This is a genomic window from Glycomyces amatae, assembly GCF_020991375.1.
GTDB classification, from domain to species: domain Bacteria; phylum Actinomycetota; class Actinomycetes; order Mycobacteriales; family Micromonosporaceae; genus Glycomyces; species Glycomyces amatae.
Genome location: NZ_JAJLQZ010000003.1, coordinates 224542 through 246966, shown reverse-complemented (window position 1 = coordinate 246966; position 22425 = coordinate 224542). Strand labels below are relative to the sequence as shown.

Sequence of the window (22425 nt, the reverse complement as noted above, 5' to 3'; positions counted from 1 at the left end):
TGATCAGGCGTCCGGGACGGTCGACCCCCTCGGGACGACGCGGCACTGGACGGTGCGGACGCCCTTGCCGTGCTCGGTGTCGAGCGACTCGAACAGGGCCCTGGCCGCGGTCCGGCCCAGGTCCTCCAGGTTCATGTCCACACTGGTCAGATGCGGGCGGGCGCCGGAGGTCATGACCTCCCAGTTGTCGAAGCCCATCACGGCGACGTCGTCGGGCACGCGGCGGCCCCGGTCCCGGAGCGTGTCCAGCACGCCCCGGGCGACCTGGTCGGAGCCGCACAGCACGGCGTCCACATCCGGGTCGCGGTCCAGCAGCATCCCGGCCGCGGCGCGGCCCCAGCCCTCCTCCCAGGTGCCGTAGGCGACCTGGCCGACCAGCGGGACGCCGGCCTCCTCGAGCGCGGCCCGCGCGCCCTCGACGCGGTCGCGCGCGGCGCTGTAGTGGCGGTCGCCGCTGATGTGCGCGATCCTGGTGCGCCCGCAGGCGAGCAGGTGCTCCACGGCCATGCGGCCGGCGCCGACGTTGTCGGGGACGATCGAGAGGTCCTCGGGGTCTTCGGAGGGCGCGTAGGCGTAGACGACCGGCACGTCCACCGAGTCGGCCAGGGGCGGCCGGGGGTCGGTGGAGGAGCCGACCACGATGAGGCCGTCGACCCGGCGGCTGAGCAGGGCCCGCACGTGGTGGCGCTCGCGGATCGCGTCGCCCCTGGCGTCGCACAGGAAGACCGAGACCTGGCCCGCGCCGAAGGCGTCCTCGGCGCCCATGAGGATCGGGAGGCTGAAGCGGCCCACCAGGTCCGAGGTCAGGAGGCCCACGGTGCCGGTGCGGCCCGCCAGCAGGCCCCGGGCGAGCGAGTTGGGGGAGAAGGACAGCTGCGCGGCCGCTTCGAGGACCCGCTCGCGGGTCTGGGCGTGGACGTGGTTGCGGCCGTTGAGGGCCTTGGAGGCGGTGGCCACGGAGACGCCCGCCAGCCTCGCCACGTCGGACAGTGTGGCGGCGCGCGTGCCGCGCGGTGCCGGGGACCTGGCCACGTCGTCCTCCTTCGTCGGCGCCGATGCTTTCGGATCGTCGCCGGGGGTCGTTTCGGTGCGTTGGGATCCGACTGTAGTCCACGGGCGGAAACACCGCCGCACCGACTTTCGGTCGACGGCACCGCAGCTCCGAGACCTGCTAAGAATTGACTGTGTTCGATGCATTGACAGCGCGTGGCCACGACCTCTAGCATCGTTGGCGACGAACGTACCGAAAAGGTTTTCGGTCGCTTTCGGCACCTCGGCGCACCCCCGCGCACCGAACCACTCGGAGGCTCGCAATGTCGCAACGCCCCCCGGCCACCCGGCTCCTCGCCGCTGTTATCGCTCTCATCGCCGGACTCGCCGGCGCCCTCACCGTCCAGGCCGGCCCCGCCGCGGCCCAGCAGACCATCGGCTACCCCGAGTTCACCGGCGGCGACGCCGTCCCTCCGGAGCCCGTCCCCTACGACCTCGACGGCATGATGCCGGCCATGTTCGAGGCCGAGGCCGACGGCACCGACTTCTGGATGGACCGCCTCCTCGCCCGCGAGGGCGCCGACCCCGCCGGCGACCAGTGGCTCATGACCCGCGGCCGGGCCGTCCTCATGCGCGTCCACGACCCCGACGTGATCGGCTTCGGCGGCCAGTTCGCCTACTACGACCCCTACTTCGACCGCGCCTCCAACACCGACGGGTTCACCGTGGACATCGGCGACGGCGGCTTCACCGAGGTCGTCGACGAGCGCCGCCAGACCCCCAGCCACTGGAGCAGCGTCCACGAGAGCGGCGACCTCACCGCCGAGGTCCAGAAGTTCATCACCCACGAGAACACCGCCGTCGCCAACGTCACCGTCCGCAACGACGGCCCCGCCGCGGCGGTCCCGCTGCGCGTCGAGTCCGACTTCGCCTGGCGGGCCGAAGGGGACGAGCTCACCGGCGTCCTCGACGTCCAGAACTCCCGCGGCGAGCGCCTCACCACCGTCTTCCCGCGCCTCTCCGGCACCGGCCTCACCCCCGCTGTAGAAAACGGCGCCGGCGGCGCCCTCACCGGCGAACTCCAACTCGCCCGAGGCGAATCGGCCACCGTCAAGGTCCAGCTCGGCATGGTCGCCGACGAGATCCCCGCCTCGCGCACCGAGTACGACCGCTACCGCGCCGCCGACCCCGCCGACGCCTTCGCCGAGCACGTGCAGACCTACAACCAGTGGTGGGCCGACAACCTCCCCTACATGGACTTCCCCGACGAGGCCCACGAGAAGTTCGTCTACTACCGCTGGTGGCTGATGCGCTACAACTACCTCGACGCGGACATCCCCGGCAACGACTTCCAGTTCCCCACCTCCATCGAGGGCGTCACCGGCTACAACAACGCCATCGCCCTCACCGTCCCGATGTTCATCGACGACCTGAAGTACCTGAGGGACCCCGCCTACTCCTACGGGCCCTGGGTCTCGACCGGCGAGTCCTCCGGCGGCGGCCGCTTCATGGACAACCCCGGCGACCCCGAGAACTGGTCCAACTCCTACGCCCAGTACATCGCCGAGGCCGCCTGGCGCTCCTACCAGGTCCACGGCGGGCCCACTGACATCGCCGAGAACCTCGCCCGCTACGCCGAGGGCGACGTCCGGGGCCAGCTGGAGACCTTCGACTCCAACGGCAACGGCCTCATCGAGTACGACTGGGGTGCCATGACCGGCAACGACGCCGACGCCGTGTCCTTCCACTGGAGGGACGGCGCCCTCGACCGCGCCGAGTCCGCCTACCAGTACTCGGGCGCCCTGGCCGCCGCCGAGGCGTACGAGCTCGCCGGGAACACGGCCAAGGCCGAAGAGATGCGCGAGCTCGCCCAGACCATCCGGGACGCCATCACCGACGTCCTCTGGAACCCCGACACCGGGCTGTTCGAGCACGTCCACGTCGACTCCGGCGACCACGTGCCGTGGAAGGAGATCAACAACTACTACCCGTTCTCCGTCGGCGCCGTCCCGAACGAGGAGCCCTACACCGACGCGCTGCGCCTGTTCGGCGACCCGTCCGAGTACCCGGTCTTCCCCTTCTACACCGCCAACCAGGCCGACAAGGCCGAAGCCGCCGAGCAGGGCAACCCCGGCTCCAACAACTTCTCCCAGATCAACTCCACCGTCCAGTTCAGGCTCTTCTCCTCGGTCCTGCGCGACTACGACTCGGACGCGATCACCACCGAGGACTACAAGCGGCTCCTCTACTGGAACGCCTGGTCCACCTACATCGGCGGCGACACCGCCTGGCCCGACTCGAACGAGTTCTGGGCGGACTGGAACCCCGGCACCGAGACCATCGACTACCGGTCCTGGATCCACCACACCACCCTCGGCTCCAGCATCTGGACCTATGTGGAGGACGTCGCGGGCCTGCGCCCCCGCACCGACGACAAGATCGAGCTCTCGCCGATCGACATCGGCTGGGACCACTTCACCGTCAACGACCTCCGCTACCGCGACGCCGACCTCACCATCACCTGGGACGAGCCGGGCGACGGCACCGACCACTACCCCGGCGTCCCCGAGGGCTACTCCGTCCACATCGACGGGAAGCGCGCCTTCACCCTCGACAGCCTCGTCCCGGCCGTCTGGGACCCCGACACCGGCAAGGTCGAGCTCGCCGAAGGCGGCCGGACCCTCAAGTCCCACAAGATGAAGCACCTCTCGGCCCCCGAGGACGTCGCCCTCGACGGCCGCGTCGTGGACGTCTTCGCCAAGGCCGGCGCCGACCTCCTCGGCGACGCCGGGAACCTCGCCGAAGGACGGCCCGCCACCGCCTCGTCCACCGCCGACGGCACCGACCCCGCGGCCGCCGTCGACGGCGCCACCTGGAGCGACCCCGTCTGGAGCAGCGACGGGTCCGGCGACGAGACCGACTGGTACGAGGTCGATCTCGGCGACACCGCCGAAGTGGACGAGGTCCGCCTCTACTTCTACCGCGACCGCTCGCCCACGGGCCTGGCCGAACCGGCGGTCTACCAGGTCCAGTACCACGACGGCACCGACTGGGTCACCGTCCCGGACCAGGCCAAGACCCCCGCGGTGCCCCAGGCCAACTACAACCTCGTCCAGTTCCCCGAGGTCGAGACCGACCGCGTCCGGATCCTCCTCGACCACCGGGACGGCCACGCCACGGGCCTCAAGGAGGTCCAGGTCCGGCGCACCGGCCACGACGCCGACCCGCCGGACAACACCGCCCCCTACGCCCTGGCGCGCCAGGACCTCGCCTTCCGCCAACCCATGCAGGCGCTGCTCACCGGCACCGTCAAGGACGACGGCCTGCCTCTGGACGGCGATCTCACCGCGCAGTGGACGGCCGTGGACGGCCCCGGCGACGTCGTCTTCGCCGATCCGTCCGCCTCCGGCACCGTCGCCACGTTCACCGAACCGGGCGCGTACACGCTCCGGCTCGCGGCGTCCGACGGCGCGGCCGACGCCGAGTCCACCGTGGAGGTCGAGGTCGCCGCGCCCGACGACCGCGCCAACGCGGCCCTCTCCGCCACCGCCACCGCCTCCTACACCTCCCCGTGGGAGAACGCCGCCGCCGTCAACGACGGCATCGATCCACCGCGCTCCAACGACGGGACCAACCCGCGCTGGGGCACCTGGCCCGAGACCGGCGAGCAGTGGGTCCAGCTCGAATGGGACACGCCCGTCCGCCTGAACGCCTCCGACATGTACTTCTTCGACGACGGCGGCGGCGTGCTCGCCCCCGCCTCCTGGAAGCTCCAGTACCGCGACGGCGACCAGTGGACCGACGTCGACGCCCAGGGCGCGTACGGGACCGGGACCGACCGGTACAACGAGGTCGCGTTCGACCCCGTCACCACCACCGCGCTGCGGGCCGTCCTCCAGAGCGGCGGCGCCAGCGTCGGCGTCCTGGAGTGGAAGGCCTTCGCCGAAGCGCCCGAGAGCGTCCGGGCCGTCCACCAGCCCACCACCGCCGGGACCGTGCCGGACCTGCCGCCTACGGTCACCTGCGTGTACGCCGACGGCTCGCGGCTCGACCTCCCGGTCGTGTGGGGCCCGCTCACCGAGGACGACGTGGCCGAGCCCGCCACCGCGGTCGAGGTCGGCGGGCTCGTGACCGGCCTCGCCCTCCCGGCCCACGCCACCGTCCACGTCAGACTCCACGACCAGGTGGAGGTCACCGCCCTGGAGTCCGAGGCCGTCACCACTCCCGCGGGCACCGCGCCCTCCCTCCCGGACACGGTCACCGCCGTCTACAACGACGGCTCCAAGGACAACGTCACCACCGCCGTCACCTGGGAGGACATCGACCCCTCGGCCTACGCCGAACCGGGGACCTTCACCGTCCGCGGCACCGTGGCGGGCACCGTGCTCGCCGCCGAAGCCGTCGTCACCGTCATCGCGTAACTCCCACCGGCACAAGGAGTCAGCCATGCAGACCATCAAGCACCCGAGACGGCCGAGTACGAGACGACTGAGCGCAAAACGGCTGCGGCAGGCCTTCGGCCTCGCCCTGGCCGCGGCCCTCGCCTGGACCCTCCAGGCCGCCGTCCCCGCGCAGGCCCAGACCGCGAACCTCGCCCTCTCGGCGACCCCCAGCGCCTCCTACACCTCCTCCTGGGAGACCGTGTCCGCGATCAACGACGGCATCGCCCCGCCCGGCTCGAACGACACCGCCAACCCGCGCTGGGGCACCTGGCCCGAGACCGGCGAGCAGTGGGTCCAGCTGTCCTGGAGCCGGCCCGTCACGGTGTCCTCTTCGGACATCTACTTCTTCGACGACTCCTACGACGGCGGACCCGACGGGGTCCGCGTCCCGGCGGGCTGGAGCCTCCAGTACCTCGCGGGCTCCACCTGGACGCCCATGAGCGCCGACGGCGCCTACGGCACCGCCGCGAACCGCTTCAACACCGTGTCCTTCGACCCGGTCACCACCACCGCGGTCCGCGCGGTCCTCCAGAGCGGCGCCGCCTCGGTCGGCGTCCTCGAATGGCGGGTCCACGGCTCCGGTTCCGGCTCCCAGTCGGGCAACCCGATCGTCACCGACATCTACACGGCCGACCCGGCGACCCTGGTCGCGGACGACACCATGTACGTCTTCACCGGCCGCGACGAGGCCGCACCGGGCCAGCAGGGGTTCGTGATGGACGAGTGGCACGCCTTCTCCTCCACCGCGCCCGACAACGACCCCGACGCCTGGGAGGCCCACGGCGCCGTCCTCTCCCTCGACGTGTTCGACTGGGCCGGCGCGAACGCCTGGGCCTCCGAAGTGGAGCAGGGGCCGGACGGGCGCTACTACTGGTTCGTCTCCGTGGATGGCGCCACCGACAACGGCTGGATGAACATCGGCGTCGCCGTCGCCGACGACCCCCTGGGCCCCTACGAGGACGCCATCGGGGCCCCGCTCATCGCCGACTCGACGCCGAACTCCTCGGCGCTCAACATCGACCCGACCGTCTTCATCGACGACGACGGCCGGATCTACATGTACTGGGGCTCCTACTGGCAGCCGCGCATGGTGCGGCTGAACCAGGACATGACCTCGCTCGCGGGCGCGGTCACGACCCCGCAGGGCCTCACCGACTTCTGGGAGGCCCCCTGGATGTTCGAACGCGACGGCACCTACTACATGGCGTACGCCTCCAACGGCGGCTCCGGCTGCGTCACCGACTCGGCCTACGCCTGCATCCGGTACGCCACGGCCTCGAGCCCGGCCGGACCCTGGACCCACCGCGGGGTCGTGCTCGGCCAGGTCACCTCGACCACCAACCACCCGGCGATCGAGCAGTTCGACGGCCAGTGGTGGATGGTCTACCACACCGCCGACGCCCCCGGCGGCGGGAACTTCCGCCGCTCGGTCGCCATCGACGAACTCCACTTCAACGCCGACGGGACCATGCAGCAGGTGGTCCAGACCGCAGGAGGCGCCTCATGAACCATCTGACCCGCAGAACCGCACTCCGACTGGGCGCTTTGGCGACCGCCGCCCCGGCCGTCACCGCCCTCCTCCCCGGCGCGGCCGCGGCCGCGCCGGGGGCGCCCGACTCCTGGACCGCCCGGCCCTTCGGCCTCGACGAGGTGACCCTCGACGACTCGGTCTTCACCGCCAAACGCGACCGCATGCTGGACTACGCGCTCGGCTACGAGGCCGACCGCGGCGAACTTGCCGGTCCCGACCGGATGCTCTGCAACTTCCGCGCCGCCGCAGGGCTCCCCAACCCCGAGGGCGCGACCCCGCCCGGCAGCTGGGACAACGCCACCGGCTACCTGCGCGGCCACTACAGCGGCCACTTCCTGACCATGCTCGCCCAGGCCTGGGCGAGCACCGGCCGCCGCGCCTACAAGCGCAAACTCGACCACCTCGTCGCAGGGCTCGCCGAATGCCGCGACGCGTTCGCCGCCGCGGCCGCCGAACCCGCGCCGCGCGTCGAAGGCCGCACCGGCACCGCCGTTCGCCTGACCGGCTCGCCCCTGGGCCACGCCGAGCACCTCGCGCTCCCGGCCGGACTCGTCGACGGGCTCGACGCGCTCACCGTCGCCCTCTGGATCAGACCCGGCGCCCCGGACCGCTCGCGGCTCCCCGACCCGAACGCCGACCCGGCGCCGCTCGCCAACGGCGTCAAGGTCTTCGACTTCGGCGCCGACGCCGACCGCCACCTGTGCCTCACGATCCGGGCCGACGACGCGAACCCGTTCCCGCGCTTCGCCATCACCACCGGCGGCGCGGCGGAGGAGCAGCGCGTCACCGCGACCGCGCCGCTGCCGACCGGGGAGTGGGTCCACCTCGCGGTGACCCTCGACGGCGCCACCGCGGTCCTGTACGTCGACGGCGCGGCCGCGGCCTCCGGCCCGGTCTCGCTCACCCCCGCCGACCTCGGCGCCACCGCGGCCAACTGGATCGGCCGCGGCCAGTTCCCGCAAGGGAGCGTCCAGTACCTCCAGGCCGACGTGGACGAGTGCCACGTCTTCAGCGCCGCGCTCGACGCCGGCGCGGTCGCGGCCCTCGCCGCCGGCGACGGCGCCATAGGCGACGTCGCCGCCTACCGCTTCGACGACGAGCCCGGCCCGGTGTGCGCCGACGCCTCCGGGAACGGGCGCGACGCCCGCCTCGCCGGACCCCAGGACCGCCACCCCGGCTTCCTCGCCGCCTACCCCGAGACCCAGTTCCTGCGGCTCGAGGAGTTCGCGACGTACGGCGGCAACGCCGGGATCTGGGCGCCCTACTACACCTGCCACAAGATCATGGCCGGGCTCCTGGACGCCCACCGCCTCGCCGGGAACGAGACGGCCCTGGAGCTCGCGACCGGCATGGGCGAGTGGATCCACTCCCGGCTCTCGCGGCTGCCGCGCGAGCGCCGCGACCGCATGTGGTCGATCTACATCGCGGGCGAGTACGGCGGCGTCAACGAGTCCCTCGCGGCCCTCGCCGCCCTCCACCCCGACCGGCCCGAGTTCCTCGAGACCGCGAGGCTGTTCGACAACACCGCGCTCCTGGAGGCCACCGCCGCGGGCACCGACCTCCTCGACGGCAAGCACGCCAACCAGCACATCCCGCAGTTCACCGGCTACCTGCGCATGTACGAGCAAGGAGCGGGGGAGCAGTACCTCACGGCCGCCGCGAACTTCTGGGACATGGTCGTGCCCCACCGCGCCTACGCCCACGGCGGCACCGGCGTCGGCGAGATCTTCCGCGCCCGCGGCGTGATCGCCGGTTCCCTGTGGCAGTACCCGAACGACCCCAACCACGCCGAGACCTGCTGCGTGTACAACCTCCTCAAGCTCGCCCGGAACCTGTACTTCCACACCGGCGACCCGAAGTACATGGAGTACTACGAGCGGGCCCTGTACAACCAGGTCCTCGGTTCGCGCCGCGACGCCGGCAGCACCGAGGACCCCCAGGTCACCTACTTCGCGCCCGTGCGCCCCGGCCGGTGGCGCGACTACGGCAACACCGGCACCTGCTGCGGCGGCACCGGCATGGAGAACCACACCAAGTACCAGGACTCGGTGTACTTCGCCGCCGCCGACGGCGAATCGCTCCACGTCAACCTCTACATTCACTCCACATTGGACTGGTCCGAGCGCGGGGTCACCGTCGAGCAGACCACCGACTACCCGTTCGAGGGCGCGACCCGCCTGAAGGTGCGCGCCCGCCGCCGCGCCCGCTTCGCCCTGAAACTCCGCGTCCCCACCTGGGCCGAGGAGTTCCGCGTCGAGGTCAACGGCCGCGAGCAGGACGTGGACGCCGCTCCCGGCGCCTACGCGGTGATCGAGCGCCAGTGGCGCGGCGGCGACAAGGTCGACGTCGCCATGCCGCTGCGCCTCCACACCGAAGCGGCCCTGGACGACCCCGGAATCCAATCCGTCTACTGCGGACCGACCCTGCTCGCCCTCCGGCACGAGGCCGTGGGCGACGACCTCGCCACCGGCCTCGTCGACCTCGCCGTCGGCGACGACCTGGAGGCGTTCGAACCCACCGGCGAACCGCTCCACTTCACCGCCGACGGCTACACCTTCGCGCCCTTCCACCTCGGGAACCGCGAGCCGTACCACCTGTACTGGCGCCGGCGCTGAGCCCGCGCCCGACCCCAACCCCTTGATCCCTATCCGTAAGGAGCCGGAAATGAGAATCCCCGACCGGACGAGACGCGCGGCCAGGGCCGCCGTCGTCGCCAGCGCCGCCGTACTGCTCGCCGCCTCGTGCAGCGGCAAGGGCGGCGACGGCGCCGCCGACCAGGAGGTCGTCCTCGAAGGCGTCGACGACGGCACCACCCTCACCATGTGGACCCGCGCCGCCACCGAGGCCCAGTCGCAGGCCCTCGTGGACGCCTACAACGCGAGCCACGAGAACCAGATCGAGCTCTCGGTCATCCCCACCGACGACTACCAGACCCGCGTCGGCACCGCCGCCGGGAACCAGGAGCTGCCCGACCTGTTCGCGCTCGACGTGGTGTTCGCCCCGAACTTCACCACCGCCGGGGCCTACCTCGACATCACCGACCGGATCGCCGCCCTCGACTTCGCCGACGCCCTCGCGCCCTCGCACCTGGACGTCGGCACCGTGGACGACCGGCAGTACCTCGTCCCGCACACCCTCGACCTCTCGGTCCTGTTCTACAACAAGGCCCTCTACGAGCAGGCCGGACTCGACCCCGAGGCCCCGCCGACGACGCTCGCCGAGTTCGCCGAGCACGCCCGCGCCGTGGACGCCCTCGGCGGCGACGTCAACGGCACCTTCTTCGGCGGCAACTGCGGCGGCTGCTTCGTGTTCACGTGGTGGCCCACGATCTGGGCCTCCGGCGCGGAGGCCCTGAACGAGGACGGCACCGAGTCCCTTCTGGACTCACCGGAGGCGGCGGAGCTCTTCGCGACCTACCGCGGCCTGGTCGAGGACGAGGTCGTGGCCCCCGGCCACAACGAGGAGACCGGCGCGACCTGGACCGGCCACTTCCCCGAAGGGAACATCGGCGTCATGCCGATGCCCTCCACGATGCTCGGCCTCATGCCCGAGGACCTGGACATCGGCGTCGCCCCCATCCCCGGGATCGACGGCGGCGAGTCGACCTTCGTCGGCGGCGACTCGATCGGCATCAGCGCCAACTCCGAGCACCCCAACCAGGCCTGGGACTTCCTGCGCTGGAGCCTCGAGGAGGAGCAGCAGGTCGAGATCCTCGCCGCCAACGGCGACGTCATGGCCCGCACCGACCTCGCCGACAACGAGTACTACGCCGCCAACTCCAACGCCGTCGTCATGAACGACCTCGTCCAGGTCGGGCGCACCCCCTACTCGCTCAACTTCGGGCAGACCTTCAACGACCCGCAGGGGCCCGGTCTCGCGCTGGTCCGCGAGATGATCTACGGCGACGCGGGCGCCGACCTGGCCGCCCTCAACGAGGGCGTCACGGCCTCCCTGTCGAGTTAGGACAAAACTGAATGCGTTACTCGCGCAAGCTGGCCGGCGCGGCCTACGCCGCCCCCGTGGCGCTGTTCGTGCTGGTCTTCTTCGTCGCGCCGCTGCTGCTGGTCGGACGCATGTCCGCGTCCGACTGGCCGCTGCTGGCCGGAGACATGGGCCTCAACCTGCCCGAGAACTACCAGGGCATAGGGGACAACCCCCTGTTCTGGCCCGCGGTCGGCTTCACCCTCAAGTACACCGGGATCGTCGTCGTCCTCCTTATCGGACTCTCGCTCCTGCTGGCGCTCATCGTCGCCGACCGGCGCAGGGGCACCGGGTTCTTCCGCACCGCCTACTTCCTGCCGACCACCCTCGGGCTCGCCTCGGCCTCGCTGCTGTTCTTCGGGTTCTACAGCCCCGCCATCGGCCCGCTCGACCCGGTCATGGAGTTCCTCGGCCTCGAACCGGTCTCATGGCTCGGCACCCCCACGGCCGCCCTGTGGTCCACCGTGGTGCTCATCGTCTGGAAGTTCGCCGGGTTCTTCATGATCATCCTGCTCGTGGGCCTCCAGTCGATCCCGCCGGACGTCTACGAGGCGGCCCGCCTCGACGGCGCGGGCCGCTGGCAGGCCTTCGCGCACATCACCGTCCCGCTGCTGCGCCCCGCGCTCGGCCTGGTGCTCATCCTCTCGGTCACCGGCTCGCTCCTGGCCTTCGACCAGTTCTTCATCCTCACCAAGGGCGGCCCCGACAACTCCACCGTCACCGTGGTGCAGCTGATCTACCGGGAGGCGTTCCAGCGCTTCGACCTCGGCGCGGCCGCCGCGATCTCCGTGGTCGTGCTCGCCGCCCTCCTGGTGCTCAACATCGCCCAGTTCCGCGCCCTCCGAAAGGACCACTGATGCGCACGAAGCTGTGGAGCACCTCCTACCACGTCCTCGCCGGAGGGCTCTCGGTCCTGTTCCTGTTCCCGCTCATCTGGACCGGCTACGCCTCGGTCGCCCCGCACGGCGCCACCAACCAGCAGGACGGCTACGGGTTCGGCAACTACGCCGCCCTGCTCGACTACGACGCCGGGCTCCTGCGCTACCTGTGGAACAGCACGTACGTCTCGGTCCTCACCGTCGCGTTCACGCTCGTCCTGTCGGTCCTCGGCGGCTACGCCTTCGCGCGCTTCACCTTCAAGGGCCGCGACGCCCTCTTCCTGATCACCCTCGCGATCCTCATGGTCCCCTACTCGACCCTGCTGATCCCGCTCTACTCGATGCTCGGCGACATGGGCCTGCGCGGCACCCTCGTCGGGCTCGCCCTCGTCCTCACCCTCTACCAGCTGCCGTTCGCGGTGTTCATGATGCGCATCTCCTTCGAGGCCGTGCCCAAGGAGATCGAGGAGTCCGCCATGTGCGACGGCGCCGGGACCTTCGGCGTCCTCACCCGCATCATGCTCTTCGCCGTGTGGCCCGGCCTCATCACCGTGGGCCTCTTCTCGTTCCTCGCCGCCTGGAACGACTTCATCGCCCCGCTCATTCTCGTCAGCGAGGCCGACAAGGCCGTGCTGCCGGTGGCCATCGCCAACCTCCGCCAGCAGTCGATGGGCGCCGTCGACTTCGGCGCGACCCAGGCCGGCGTGGTCGTGATGGCGCTGCCGTGCCTGGTGCTGTTCGCACTGCTCCAGCGCCACTATGTCCGAGGATTCATGTCAGGAGCCATCAAAGGATGAAGACACCCGTGGTGCCCGAACGCGGGACCCTGCGCCCGCTGGGCCTCGACGAGGTCCGCCTCACCGCAGGCCACTGGGCCGAACGCCAGGCGGTCAACGCCGAGCACACCATCAGGCACTGCCTGCACTGGCTCGAGGAGCTCGGCTGGATCGCCAACTTCGACAAGGCCGCCGCCGGGGAGCCGTTCGAGCGCGCCGGCCGCGAGTTCGCCGACTCGGAGGTCTACAAGCTCGCCGAGGCCATGGCCTGGGAGATCGGCCGCACCGGCGACCCGGACCTCGAAGAGCGCTTCCAGGCCCTGACCGTCCGCGTCGAGGCCGCCCAGGCCGAGGACGGCTACCTCAACACCGTGTTCGGCGGCCCCGGCCAGCGCCCGCGCTACTCCGACCTGGAGTGGGGCCACGAGCTGTACTGCACCGGGCACCTCCTCCAGGCCGGGGTCGCGCGGCTGCGGTGCCACGGCGAGGACGCGTTCACGCGGCTGTGCCGCCGCGCCGCCGACCACGTGTGCGAGGTCTTCGGCCCCGGCGGCATAGAGAGGGTCTGCGGCCACCCCGAGATCGAGGCCGCCCTGGCCGAGTTCGCCCGCGCCACCGGCGAGGCGCGCTACCTGGAGCAGGCGCGCCGGTTCATCGACCGGCGCGGCACGCGCACGCTCGCCGACGGCGGCTTCGGCCGCGCCTACTACCAGGACGACGTGCCGGTCCGCGACGCCGAGGCCCTGCGCGGCCACGCCGTTCGCGCGCTCTACCTCGCCTCCGGCGCGGTCGACGTCGCAGTCGGCACACAGGACGGTGAACTTCTCGACGCCGTCCGCCGCCAATGGGGCCGCACCGTGGCCCGCCGCACCCACCTGACCGGCGGCATGGGCTCCCAGTACGCCGACGAGGCGTTCGGCGCCGACTTCGCGCTGCCGCCCGAGCGGGCCTACGCCGAGTCCTGCGCGGGGGTCGCGGCGGTCCAGGCCTCGTGGCGGCTCCTGCTGGCCACCGGCGAGGCGCCGTACGCCGACCTCATCGAGCGCGTCTCCTGGAACGTGCTGTCCGGGGCCGTCGACCCCGGCGGCAGGGCGTTCTTCTACGCCAACCCGCTCCACCAGCGCACCGCCGACGAGGCGCCCCCGGAGGGGGAGCTGTCGCACCGCGCCGCGGGCGGTCGGCGCGCGCCGTGGTTCGACGTCTCGTGCTGCCCCACGAACCTGGCCCGCACCTTCGCGCAGTTCGCGGCCTACGTGGCGACGGCCGACGACACCGGCGTGCAGCTCCACCAGTTCACCCCGGCCCTCATCGACACGGTCGTGGGCGGCGCGCGCCTCGCCCTGTCCGTGGCGACGCGCTACCCCGAGCACGGGGACGTGGTCGTCCGCGTCGAGGCGAACGACGGCGGCGAGCGCAGCATCGCGCTCCGCGTCCCCGCCTGGGCCGAGGGCGCGCGCCTCACCGGCCCCGACGGGACCGCCCGGGAGGTCGAGCCCGGTCGGCCCGCCGCCGTGACGGCCGCCTTCGCGCCCGGCGACGAGATCCGCCTGGCGCTGCCGGTGGCGCCGCGGTGGACGCTGCCGGACCCGCGGATCGACGCCGTGCGCGGCTGCGTCGCCGTCGAGCAGGGGCCGCTGGTCCTGTGCGCCGAGTCGGTGGACCTGCCCGGCGGGGCCGACGTCGCCGGGCTCGCCGTGGACGCCGCGGTGGCGCCGGTCGAGCGCGACGGCCGCGTCCACGTCGCCGCCCGCGTCCACGACCGCGACGCGGACGCCTGGCCCTACGGCCCGGACGCCGCGGACGGCGACGGCAAGCCCGCCGAGGTGCCGCTGGTGCCGTTCCGGCTCCGGGCCACCCGCGGGCCGGCGTCGATGCGGGTGTGGCTGCCGCTGGCCTGAGGACCGGGGCCGGTGCGCTCGGGGATCGGGCGCACCGGCCCCCCTTGCAGTGCCTTCGGGGGACATCGCACTGGGAGTCCAAGGGCTGCTTGGTCTTGCACCTTTAGGATGAGGTCCGTCGGGTGGGCTAGACGGAGACGAGGAACCGAATAATGAGCGAGCTGCTGGATTTCCTGGGCACGGCCGAGCGCGCGGCCGAGACGGCGGTCGAGGCGATCCGGGCCGGGATCGGGCGCGAACGGGCCGTCAGCGGCAAGGGCGACCGCGACTTCGCCACCGATCTCGACTACGCGGCCGAGGACGCCGTCCGGGCGTTCCTCGCCCGCGAGACCCCCGAGATCCCGCTGCTGGGGGAGGAGCGGGGCCGCACCGGCGACGAGGAGTCGCACTACGAGTGGGTGCTCGACCCCATCGACGGCACCGTCAACTTCGCCCACGGCTCGCCGATGTTCGCCGTCTCGCTGGCGCTGACGCGCAACGGGATGCCGGTGGTCGGCGTCGTCCAGGCCCCGGCGTCCGAGGAGCGCTTCAGCGCGGCCCTCGGCCACGGCGCGGCCCTGAACAAGCAGGCGCTGGCCGCGACCGGCCCGATCGACCTCTCCTCGACGGTGGTGGCCTTGGGGGACTTCGCGGTCGGCGCCGACGCCGACCGGCGCAACCAGCGCCGCCTGGCCGTCCTCCAGCGGCTGGTGCCGAAGGTCCAGCGCATCCGGATCCTCGGGACCGCCGCCCTCGACCTGTGCTGGCTCGCGGCCGGGCGCCTGGACGGGGTCTGGCACGACCGCATCAACCTGTGGGACGTGGCCGCGGGCACCGTGATCGCCCGCGAGGCGGGGCTCCTGGTCACCGACATGGACGGCGTGGACTACGGCCTCGGCGCGGTCTCGATCGTCGCCGCGGGGCCCGGCATCCACCGGGCCCTGCTGGACGAGATCACCGCCCGCGGCTGACACTGGGACCGCGTTCGGCCGCGCGGCGATCAGCGGCACTGCGCCGGTCTCCCGCTCGCCTCAGGCGCCGTCGATCGAGGGGCCCGCGGTTCGCGGCACGCCCCCTTCGCCGGGTGCCGCTTGCGTCCGGACGCGGTGCCGCACAGAATGGTCGGCGAGGGCAGAGGAGACCGCCATGGAGTTCGAGCAGATCGTCATCGACACCGACCGGTTGGCGTTCCCGGCCCTGGCCGCGGGCGAGGGGCCGGTCGTGGTCTGCTGGCACGGGTTCCCCGACCATCCCGCCACGTTCGGGCCGCTCGCCGAGCGGCTGGTCGCGGCCGGGCGCCGGGTCGTCGAGCCGTTCCTGCGCGGCCTCCACCCCTCGCACGCCGACGCCATGGCCTACGCCGACGGCCTGACCCTCGCCGCGGACGCCGCCGCCGTGGCCCGCGCGCTCGGCGAGGGGCCCGTCGACCTGATCGGCCACGACTTCGGCGCCGGCATGGTGGCCCGCACGGCGGCGGCCTGGCCGCACCTGGTGCGCCGCGCGGTGACCATGGCGGTGCCCCCGCCCGCGGCCCTGCCCGGCGTGTTCGCCGACCCCGCCCAGCTCCAGCGCCTGTTCTACATGTGGCTGTTCCAAGTGCCCGGCATCGGCGACGCGGCGCTGAACCTCGACCTGGTCGACTACCTGTGGGCGACCTGGTCGCCGGGCCTGGACATCGGCGGGCACCGCGACCGCGTCCACGCCCTCTACGCCGACCCGGCCCTGGCCGCCAACGCGATACGCGTCTACCGGGCCAACTTCGACACCGCCCTGCACGACCCCGCCCTCGCCGACCTGGCGGCGACCACCGAAGCGCCCGCCCCGATCCCGATGCTGGTGCTCGGCGGCGAGGACGACGGCTGCATGCCGCCCTCGGCCTACGCCGACGCGGCGGCCGCGCTCGCACCGGGCTCTCGCGTCGAGATCCTCTCGCGCGCAGGCCATTTCATGCACCTCGACCGACCCGACGCGGTCGCGGCGCTCATCGGGGACTGGCTGCGGTAGCCGGCTCGTCATCCCCGGCGCCCGCCGCCCGGCATCACCGGTCCCGTGACCGGTGAATTCGCAGGACCGTCCTAGCCGGGCACGGTGACCGAGGCCTCGCAGGAGACGCACATGAAGGTCAACTCGGTGACCTCCCCGTCCTTGAACCCCACGCCCAGCTCGATGGTCGGATCGTCGCAATCGAGGCACAGCCAAGGGCCGCAATCGCCTTGCCGCTCCGACTCGATGATCTCGTTCCACCGCTCTTCGTCCATGGCCGGGACTCTACCGGGCACAGTCGACGGACCGGCCGGGGACGGCGGCGCGGTCTTCCCATGCTTCGGTAACGGGCCCCGGCCCGGCCGGGCCACGGGAATCGAGCCTTTAGCATCACTGCTCGTGCACGAATACAAGGACGTCGTCTACGCGCAGCTCCCCGGGTTCCGGCCCCTGCTGCTCGACCTTCGAGTGCCGTCCGGCGACGGCCCCTTCCCGCTGGCGGTGTGGATCCACGGCGGCGCCTTCCTGTTCGGCGACCGGCGATTCCTCCCCGACACCGTGCCCCCGGGCTCGGTGTTCGACGCGCTCATCGAGGCCGGCATCGCCGTCGCCACCATCGACTACCGGTTCTCGGGAGAGGCGGTCTTCCCCGCCCAGCTCGACGACGTCAAGGCCGCATTGGCCTACCTGCGGGCCTCGGCCGAGGACTGCAACCTCGACACCGGTCGCATCGGGGTATGGGGGGAGTCCGCGGGCGGCCACCTCGCGGCACTGGCCGGGCTCACCGACGGCGCGATCGCCGCCGTGGTCGCCTGGTACCCGCTCACCGACCTCAGCGTCCTCGACCCGCACGACCCCGAGACGCCGATGGCGAAGCTGATCGGCGGCGCCCCGGCCGAACTGCCCGCACTCGCGGCACAGGCCAGCCCCGTCAGCCATGTCTCGGCCGCCGCCCCTCCCTTCCTGCTCGTCCACGGCACCGCCGACGACGTGCTGCCGCTCAGCCAAAGCGAGGTGCTGCACGAACTGCTGACCGCTGCGGGCGCGAACTCGACGTTCCTGCCGGTGGAGGGGGCGGACCACACCTTCGAAGGCCACGACGACATCGCGGGCCTGATCGCCGCCTCGGTGGCATTCCTGGCGAAGGCCCTGACCTAGACTCCGTCAGCGGCCCGGGACGGCCCCGCCCCGCCACCCCGGCCGGGCATGAGCGACTCCCGCGCGACCGCCGCGCCACCGCCATCGGGCAGTCTCCCCGTCTCACGGCCGTCCTGACGGACGCGCCTCGGCCGATGCATCGGCCGCCATGGGAAGGAGGCGCGGCGAAACCGGTCGGCAATCTCGGGCCGTACGAGCGAGCACGTGAATCACCAGGGACATGAGGGCCGATCCTCCTTGCGGCGCAAGGGACGTGTCGTGGCCGTGGGCAGGTCCCTCGGGGTCAGCCTCGCGCAGGTCGCCGCTGCTCTCAGGGAACGGGTCCGGGAACGAATCGATCCGGACCGAGTCCGCAACCGTGGACGGTTACGCCAGTGCCATCGCTACCTACTCGGACGCTGGGATCCGGGTGATGGTGACCGTCATCGATCTCGACGGGCGCCTGGCGGGGGTGTCCTCGGTCTGTCCGGTGGACGAGACGGAGAGGATCGATCAAATCGTAGAGGTTCACGAGTCCCTCAGGGCGTTGTAATCACCGTTTCGGTGGCCGGTGGGAGGCCCAATGGTTTGACGTCCTCTGACTGTCGGACGTTCGAGCAGTGTCCTATGAGCTCATAACATGCCGGGCGGCGCCAACTGCGCGATCGAGTGTCGCGGCAGTGCTCCCCGTTCACAGCGGCTGGGCTCGGCGCATGGTCTGGACCGGTTCTGGTCGGGACTGGAACCGCACGCGAAGATCTGGGCCACGGCGCGGGCGCCCGCGAGTGCTGCCGCCTCACCGACGATCCGGAAGACGTCCCGGACTGGAACCGCGCCTGGAACGGCGACGAGCGGTGCCCCCGGATCATGGAGCGCTGCCCGGCCTTCATCGCCGAACCGGACGCCACCTGAAGTCGCTCCGCGGGCCGGCGACCGAACCTCGGTCGGGCTGCGGAGCCGGAAACGAGGCCGGGACCGGTCCCGGTCCGCGCGGTATACGGTTCCGGTCTCCCGTCGAGTCGAGACCGAACAGAGGCCGCCGTGCGATACCGCATCCCGTCGATTCCGCTCGCAGTGCTGCTTCTGGCGGCGTGCGGCTCCAACGGCGCTGAAGCGCCTTCGGGCCCTTCGGAATCCGCTTCAGCGTCCGTCGAGGCCCCCGTGGCCGAGAGCACGGCGCCCCCCGAACCCGCCTCAGTGATGCCGATCGGGCCGGACTCCGCCCTCGGCATCTCGTACCCGGACGCGGGCGGTGGGACGGCCGTCGAGTTCAACTACGCGGTGACCGAGGTCGAGGCGTTGACCGAGGGCCTGACCGAATTCGTCGTGTTCACCGTCGGCGTCGAGGTCGTCAAGGGCGAGGTGACGTTCATGTTCGGCCTCGCGGTCGCGCCTGCAATGACGCCGACCCTGATCGACGCCGACGGCGTCGAGTACACGGTCTCGATCCGGTCGGTCGGCACGATGCTCGACGGGACCGTCCCCGAAGGAGAGGCGATAGCGGGGCACATCGCCTTCGAGGCCCCGCCGAGCGCGGCCGACGCCGGTGTCTTCCAGCTCGCGATCCCGTCCCCCGAAGGCTCCGACCTCCTCCATTGGGCCTACTGAGCGCGGCTGCCGCCGGAGCGCGCCTCGTCTGCGGATGCGTTCGCGATCGCTCGGACAGGCGGCGATGAGGAGAACGAGTCCGGTGCGTCCGTCCGGGCGGCGCAGGGAGGGCGCCGCTGGCGCGATCCCGCCGGAAGGCTCAGGGCCGGGTCAGGCCGCCAGCGCCTCGTCGTAGCTGCGCCGGGCCTCGATGATGTCCGGCCGGTGCCGCTCGGCCCACGCGAGCAGGCCCGTGAGGTAGCCGTACAGCTCCTGCGCGGACTCGGTCGCGCGGTACTCCACCCTCGGGGGCACCGTGGGGTACACGGTGCGCTCCAGGAGGCCGTCGCGCTCGAGGTTGCGCAGCGTCAGCGTCAGCATCCGGCGGCTGATGCCCGGGATGCTGCGCTCCAGCTCCGTGTACCGCACCGGCCCCCGGGTGGCGGCCACCAGGATCGACACCGACCACTTGCCCGCGACGCGGTCGATGATCTGGACGATCGGGCAGGCCTCGGCCTGGACCTCCGACAGGGGCTCCACGCACTCGTCGCTCATCGCTCCGCCTCTCCTCCGGCCGCCGGAGCAGCCCCGTGTCGCACCTCACATCCAGGCTCCGGACCGGTTGACCTGGACGGGAACACCGATGTTTCCCCTGGCACATGAAAGTGCCTTCTTACGGATTCCTTCATTGGAACACATGATGGCCTCAGGAACAAATCGTTCCCCATGAAGCCGTTCAGTCCTCCGAGAGGAATCCCGATGCCCACCGCACCCGTCCGCAGCCTCCGATCCCGCTGGCTCGCGGTGATCGCCCTGGCCGCCGCCCAGCTCATGATCGTCCTGGACCAGAACATCGTCAACATCGCGCTCCCGGCCATCCGCGAAGACCTCGCGTTCAGCCAGGCGAACCTCGTGTGGACCGTCAACGCCTACGTGATCCCCTTCGGCGGCCTCCTGCTCCTCGCCGGGCGGCTCGGCGACCTGGTCGGCCGCAAGCAGGTGTTCCTGACGGGCCTGGCGCTCTTCACCGCCGCCTCGGTCGCGGCCGCGCTCGCCGACACCCAGGCGTTCCTGCTCGGCGCCCGGTTCGTCCAGGGCATCGGCGGGGCGGTCACGGCCGCCGGCCTCTTGGGCATGATCGTCACGATCTTCCCGGAGCCGCAGCACCAGGTGAGGGCCATCGGCGTGTACGGCTTCGCCTCCGCGGGCGGCGGCGCCGCGGGCAGCGTCGTCGGCGGCGTCCTCACCGAGACGCTCGGCTGGGAGTGGGTCTTCTACGTCAACCTCCCGCTGGGCCTGATCGTCGCCGCCCTCGCCTGGCGGCTCCTGCCCGCCGACCGCGGGCCCGGCCTGCGCGCCGGCGCCGACGTCCTCGGCGCCGCCCTGGTCACCGGCGGCCTCATGCTCGCCGTCTACACCCTGGTCGAGACCGAGCGCCACGGCTGGACCTCGGCCCGCACCATCGGCCTCGGCACCCTCGCGGTCCTCCTCCTCGCCGCTTTCGCCGTGCGCCAGGCCAAGGCCGCCGCGCCGCTCATCCCGCCGCGGATCCTCCGCTCGCGCAACGTCTCCGGCGCCAACCTCGCCCAGGCGCTCATGGTCGGCTCGGCCTTCGGGTTCATGTTCTTCACCGTCCTGTACCTCCAGCAGGTCCTCGGCTTCGACCCGCTGGCCGCGGGCCTGGCCTTCCTGCCCGCGCCGGTGGTCATCGCCGTGGTCTCCATGGCACTCGCCCCGAGGCTCCTGACGCGCTTCGGCGCCCGCCCGATGCTGCTGACCGGCCTGGCGCTCATGGCCGCGGGCTTCCTCCTGTTCGCCCAGATGCGCGCCGACGGGAACTTCGCCGCGGACGTCCTGCCGGGCATGGTCACCGCCCCGCTCGGCTTCGGCCTGGCGATGCCCGCGCTCATGACCCTCGGCATGGCCGACTCCCGGCCCGAGGACGCCGGGGTGACCTCCGGCCTGTTCAACACCGCGCAGCAGGTCGGCGGCGCGGTGGGCCTGGCGGTCGTGAGCACCGTGGTCTCGGCCCGCAGCGGCGCGCTCCTGGACCGGGGCGCCTCGACCGCCGAGGCGCTGACCGGCGGCTACCGTGCCGGGTACCTGGTCGGCACCGCGTTCGCCCTGACCGCGCTGGTCATCGCGATCACGGTCGTCAAGGCCCGCAGGACCGAAGCGGCCCCGGCCGAACCGGTCCCGGTCTAGGGGACGCGCCGCGAGTCGCCGTCCGAAAGGGACGACGGCTCGCGGCGTGCGCGGTGCGCGCTGCGTCCCCTGCGGCGGTCAGCCCGGAAACATCACGGCCCAGGCCGGTACGTGCCCGGTCAGCCAGACGCCGTTCTCGGAGCGGTGGAACACGTGCCCCTCCCGCGACATCCGCGCGGCGTCGACCACCAGCACCACCGGCTTCCCGCGCCGCGACCCCACCTTCACCGCGGTCTCGCGGTCGGGGGAGAGGTGCACGGCGTGCCGGTCCATCGCCTTGAGGCCCTCAGTGCGGATGCCCTCGAGGTACGCGCCCGTGGTGCCGTGGAAGAGCACCGGCGGCGGCTCCGCCGGCTCCAGGCCGAGGTCCACCTCGACCGTGTGCCCCTGGTTGGCGCGGATCCGCCCGTCCCGCATCGCGAACCGCTGCTTGTCGTTGCGCTCCACGACCTCCTCGAGCTCCTCGGGCGAGACGCGGAAGTTCCGGTCCGCGAGCGCCTTCAGCAGCACATCGACCTCGACCCAGCCCTGCTCGTCGAGCGTGATCCCGATCCGGCCCGGCTCGTGGCGCAGGTGCCGCGAGAGGTACTTCGAGACCTTCTTCAACCGTTGATCATCCATGTCGGACTCCAATCGCGGAGGGGGCCGGCTACAGCTGCGTCAGCGAGAGCAGCAGCGCCAGCAGCGGGAGCAGGCCCTGCTTGAGCGCGGACGGCGCCATCGCGCGGTCCCGCAGCACCAGCACGAGCGCGGCGGCCAGCATCGAGGCGCAGGAGGCGACGACCAGGGTCCACCCCACGGCGGGCGCCGACCGGACCACCGCGACGCCCGCGAGCGCCCCGACCGCCAGGAACAGGTTGTACCAGCCCTGGTTGTACGCCCACGGCGCCACCGCCTCGACCGACGCCGCCTCCACCCCGAACACCTCGCGGTGCACCTTCGGGTCGGCGAACCGCAGGCTCTCCATCACCCAGATGTACACGTGCAACAGCCCGGCGAGCCCGGCCAGGACCTGAACTGCGATCAGCATGGGATGCA

The 22425-nt window shown here is 72.0% G+C and carries 17 protein-coding genes; 12 read left to right on the top strand and 5 right to left on the bottom strand.

All coding sequences use genetic code 11. The features are described from left to right. Positions 1 to 3: 3 nt before the first annotated feature. On the bottom strand, positions 4 to 1032 hold the full coding sequence (locus LO763_RS06295) for a LacI family DNA-binding transcriptional regulator (RefSeq protein WP_230601111.1): 1029 nt from the start codon (positions 1030 to 1032) through the stop codon (positions 4 to 6). A gap of 281 nt (positions 1033 to 1313) precedes the next feature. Here LO763_RS06295 and LO763_RS28770 point away from each other — a divergent pair, with 281 nt between their 5' ends. From LO763_RS28770 to LO763_RS06245, 9 genes are all read left to right on the top strand, one after another. Next, on the top strand, positions 1314 to 5411 hold the full coding sequence (locus LO763_RS28770) for a discoidin domain-containing protein (protein ID WP_255671881.1): 4098 nt from the start codon (positions 1314 to 1316) through the stop codon (positions 5409 to 5411). A 25-nt stretch (positions 5412 to 5436) separates the two neighbouring features. Then, positions 5437 to 6939, top strand: a complete 1503-nt coding sequence (locus LO763_RS06280; protein ID WP_230601110.1) for a family 43 glycosylhydrolase — start codon at positions 5437 to 5439, stop codon at positions 6937 to 6939. Continuing rightward, the gene (locus tag LO763_RS06275; RefSeq protein WP_230601109.1) at positions 6936 to 9578 is read left to right on the top strand and encodes a beta-L-arabinofuranosidase domain-containing protein; all 2643 of its coding nucleotides are present in this window, start codon (positions 6936 to 6938) and stop codon (positions 9576 to 9578) included. The genes LO763_RS06280 and LO763_RS06275 overlap by 4 nt, the downstream gene beginning before the upstream one ends. A gap of 49 nt (positions 9579 to 9627) precedes the next feature. Next, the gene (locus LO763_RS06270; protein ID WP_230601108.1) at positions 9628 to 10926 is read left to right on the top strand and encodes an ABC transporter substrate-binding protein; all 1299 of its coding nucleotides are present in this window, start codon (positions 9628 to 9630) and stop codon (positions 10924 to 10926) included. 11 nt (positions 10927 to 10937) lie between these two features. Beyond that, positions 10938 to 11801: a carbohydrate ABC transporter permease gene (locus tag LO763_RS06265; protein WP_230601107.1), complete on the top strand. Its 864-nt coding sequence runs from the start codon at positions 10938 to 10940 to the stop codon at positions 11799 to 11801. After that, positions 11801 to 12619, top strand: a complete 819-nt coding sequence (locus LO763_RS06260; RefSeq protein WP_230601106.1) for a carbohydrate ABC transporter permease — start codon at positions 11801 to 11803, stop codon at positions 12617 to 12619. Before LO763_RS06265 ends, LO763_RS06260 begins: the two co-directional genes overlap by 1 nt. Then, positions 12616 to 14496, top strand: coding sequence for a glycoside hydrolase family 127 protein (locus LO763_RS06255; RefSeq protein ID WP_230601105.1), 1881 nt, complete (start codon positions 12616 to 12618; stop codon positions 14494 to 14496). The genes LO763_RS06260 and LO763_RS06255 overlap by 4 nt, the downstream gene beginning before the upstream one ends. Before the next feature lie 152 nt (positions 14497 to 14648). Continuing rightward, entirely contained in the window at positions 14649 to 15446 is a 798-nt protein-coding gene (locus LO763_RS06250) for an inositol monophosphatase family protein (protein ID WP_230601104.1), read from the top strand. A 175-nt stretch (positions 15447 to 15621) separates the two neighbouring features. Further along, a complete protein-coding gene (locus LO763_RS06245) occupies positions 15622 to 16479 on the top strand; it encodes an alpha/beta fold hydrolase (protein ID WP_230601103.1) in 858 nt (285 codons plus the stop codon). A 71-nt stretch (positions 16480 to 16550) separates the two neighbouring features. Here the strand turns inward: LO763_RS06245 and LO763_RS06240 are convergent, their stop codons facing one another. Then, complete coding sequence (locus LO763_RS06240) at positions 16551 to 16733, bottom strand: hypothetical protein (RefSeq protein WP_230601102.1); 183 nt, start codon at positions 16731 to 16733, stop codon at positions 16551 to 16553. Positions 16734 to 16857: 124 nt separating this feature from the next. On the opposite strand from LO763_RS06240, the gene LO763_RS06235 reads away from it, so the two are divergent. Together LO763_RS06235 and LO763_RS06230 are read left to right on the top strand one after the other, a co-directional pair. Beyond that, positions 16858 to 17616, top strand: coding sequence for an alpha/beta hydrolase fold domain-containing protein (locus LO763_RS06235; RefSeq protein ID WP_230601101.1), 759 nt, complete (start codon positions 16858 to 16860; stop codon positions 17614 to 17616). A gap of 1140 nt (positions 17617 to 18756) precedes the next feature. Beyond that, a complete protein-coding gene (locus tag LO763_RS06230) occupies positions 18757 to 19203 on the top strand; it encodes a DUF4352 domain-containing protein (protein ID WP_230601100.1) in 447 nt (148 codons plus the stop codon). Positions 19204 to 19353: 150 nt separating this feature from the next. On the opposite strand, the gene LO763_RS06225 is transcribed toward LO763_RS06230, so the two are convergent. Further along, positions 19354 to 19737 carry a winged helix-turn-helix transcriptional regulator gene (locus LO763_RS06225; protein ID WP_230601099.1) on the bottom strand — a complete coding sequence of 128 codons (384 nt, stop codon included), beginning with the start codon at positions 19735 to 19737 and terminating at the stop codon, positions 19354 to 19356. 204 nt (positions 19738 to 19941) lie between these two features. Between LO763_RS06225 and LO763_RS06220 the strand changes: the two genes are divergently transcribed. Then, entirely contained in the window at positions 19942 to 21387 is a 1446-nt protein-coding gene (locus tag LO763_RS06220) for an MFS transporter (protein WP_230601098.1), read from the top strand. 78 nt (positions 21388 to 21465) lie between these two features. Here LO763_RS06220 and LO763_RS06215 read toward each other — a convergent pair whose 3' ends face one another. Next, positions 21466 to 22008 (bottom strand): RNA 2'-phosphotransferase, encoded by a 543-nt coding sequence (locus tag LO763_RS06215; protein WP_230601097.1) that lies wholly within the window; start codon positions 22006 to 22008, stop codon positions 21466 to 21468. Positions 22009 to 22036: 28 nt separating this feature from the next. Continuing rightward, the gene (locus tag LO763_RS06210) at positions 22037 to 22417 is read right to left on the bottom strand and encodes a DUF1304 domain-containing protein (RefSeq protein WP_230601096.1); all 381 of its coding nucleotides are present in this window, start codon (positions 22415 to 22417) and stop codon (positions 22037 to 22039) included. Positions 22418 to 22425 lie beyond the last annotated feature (8 nt).

Excerpts from the sequence above, each read along its gene's own strand:
- LO763_RS06280 (WP_230601110.1), top strand. The coding sequence starts at position 5,437 with ATGCAGACCATCAAGCACCCGAGACGGCCGAGTACGAGACGACTGAGC.
- LO763_RS06265 (WP_230601107.1), top strand. The coding sequence starts at position 10,938 with ATGCGTTACTCGCGCAAGCTGGCCGGCGCGGCCTACGCCGCCCCCGTG.
- LO763_RS06260 (WP_230601106.1), top strand. The coding sequence starts at position 11,801 with ATGCGCACGAAGCTGTGGAGCACCTCCTACCACGTCCTCGCCGGAGGG.
- LO763_RS06220 (WP_230601098.1), top strand. The coding sequence starts at position 19,942 with ATGCCCACCGCACCCGTCCGCAGCCTCCGATCCCGCTGGCTCGCGGTG.
- LO763_RS06210 (WP_230601096.1), bottom strand. The coding sequence starts at position 22,417 with ATGCTGATCGCAGTTCAGGTCCTGGCCGGGCTCGCCGGGCTGTTGCAC.
- LO763_RS06275 (WP_230601109.1), top strand. The coding sequence starts at position 6,936 with ATGAACCATCTGACCCGCAGAACCGCACTCCGACTGGGCGCTTTGGCG.
- LO763_RS06255 (WP_230601105.1), top strand. The coding sequence starts at position 12,616 with ATGAAGACACCCGTGGTGCCCGAACGCGGGACCCTGCGCCCGCTGGGC.
- LO763_RS06270 (WP_230601108.1), top strand. The coding sequence starts at position 9,628 with ATGAGAATCCCCGACCGGACGAGACGCGCGGCCAGGGCCGCCGTCGTC.
- LO763_RS06240 (WP_230601102.1), bottom strand. The coding sequence starts at position 16,733 with ATGGACGAAGAGCGGTGGAACGAGATCATCGAGTCGGAGCGGCAAGGC.
- LO763_RS28770 (WP_255671881.1), top strand. The coding sequence starts at position 1,314 with ATGTCGCAACGCCCCCCGGCCACCCGGCTCCTCGCCGCTGTTATCGCT.
- LO763_RS06215 (WP_230601097.1), bottom strand. The coding sequence starts at position 22,008 with ATGGATGATCAACGGTTGAAGAAGGTCTCGAAGTACCTCTCGCGGCAC.
- LO763_RS06225 (WP_230601099.1), bottom strand. The coding sequence starts at position 19,737 with ATGAGCGACGAGTGCGTGGAGCCCCTGTCGGAGGTCCAGGCCGAGGCC.
- LO763_RS06250 (WP_230601104.1), top strand. The coding sequence starts at position 14,649 with ATGAGCGAGCTGCTGGATTTCCTGGGCACGGCCGAGCGCGCGGCCGAG.
- LO763_RS06245 (WP_230601103.1), top strand. The coding sequence starts at position 15,622 with ATGGAGTTCGAGCAGATCGTCATCGACACCGACCGGTTGGCGTTCCCG.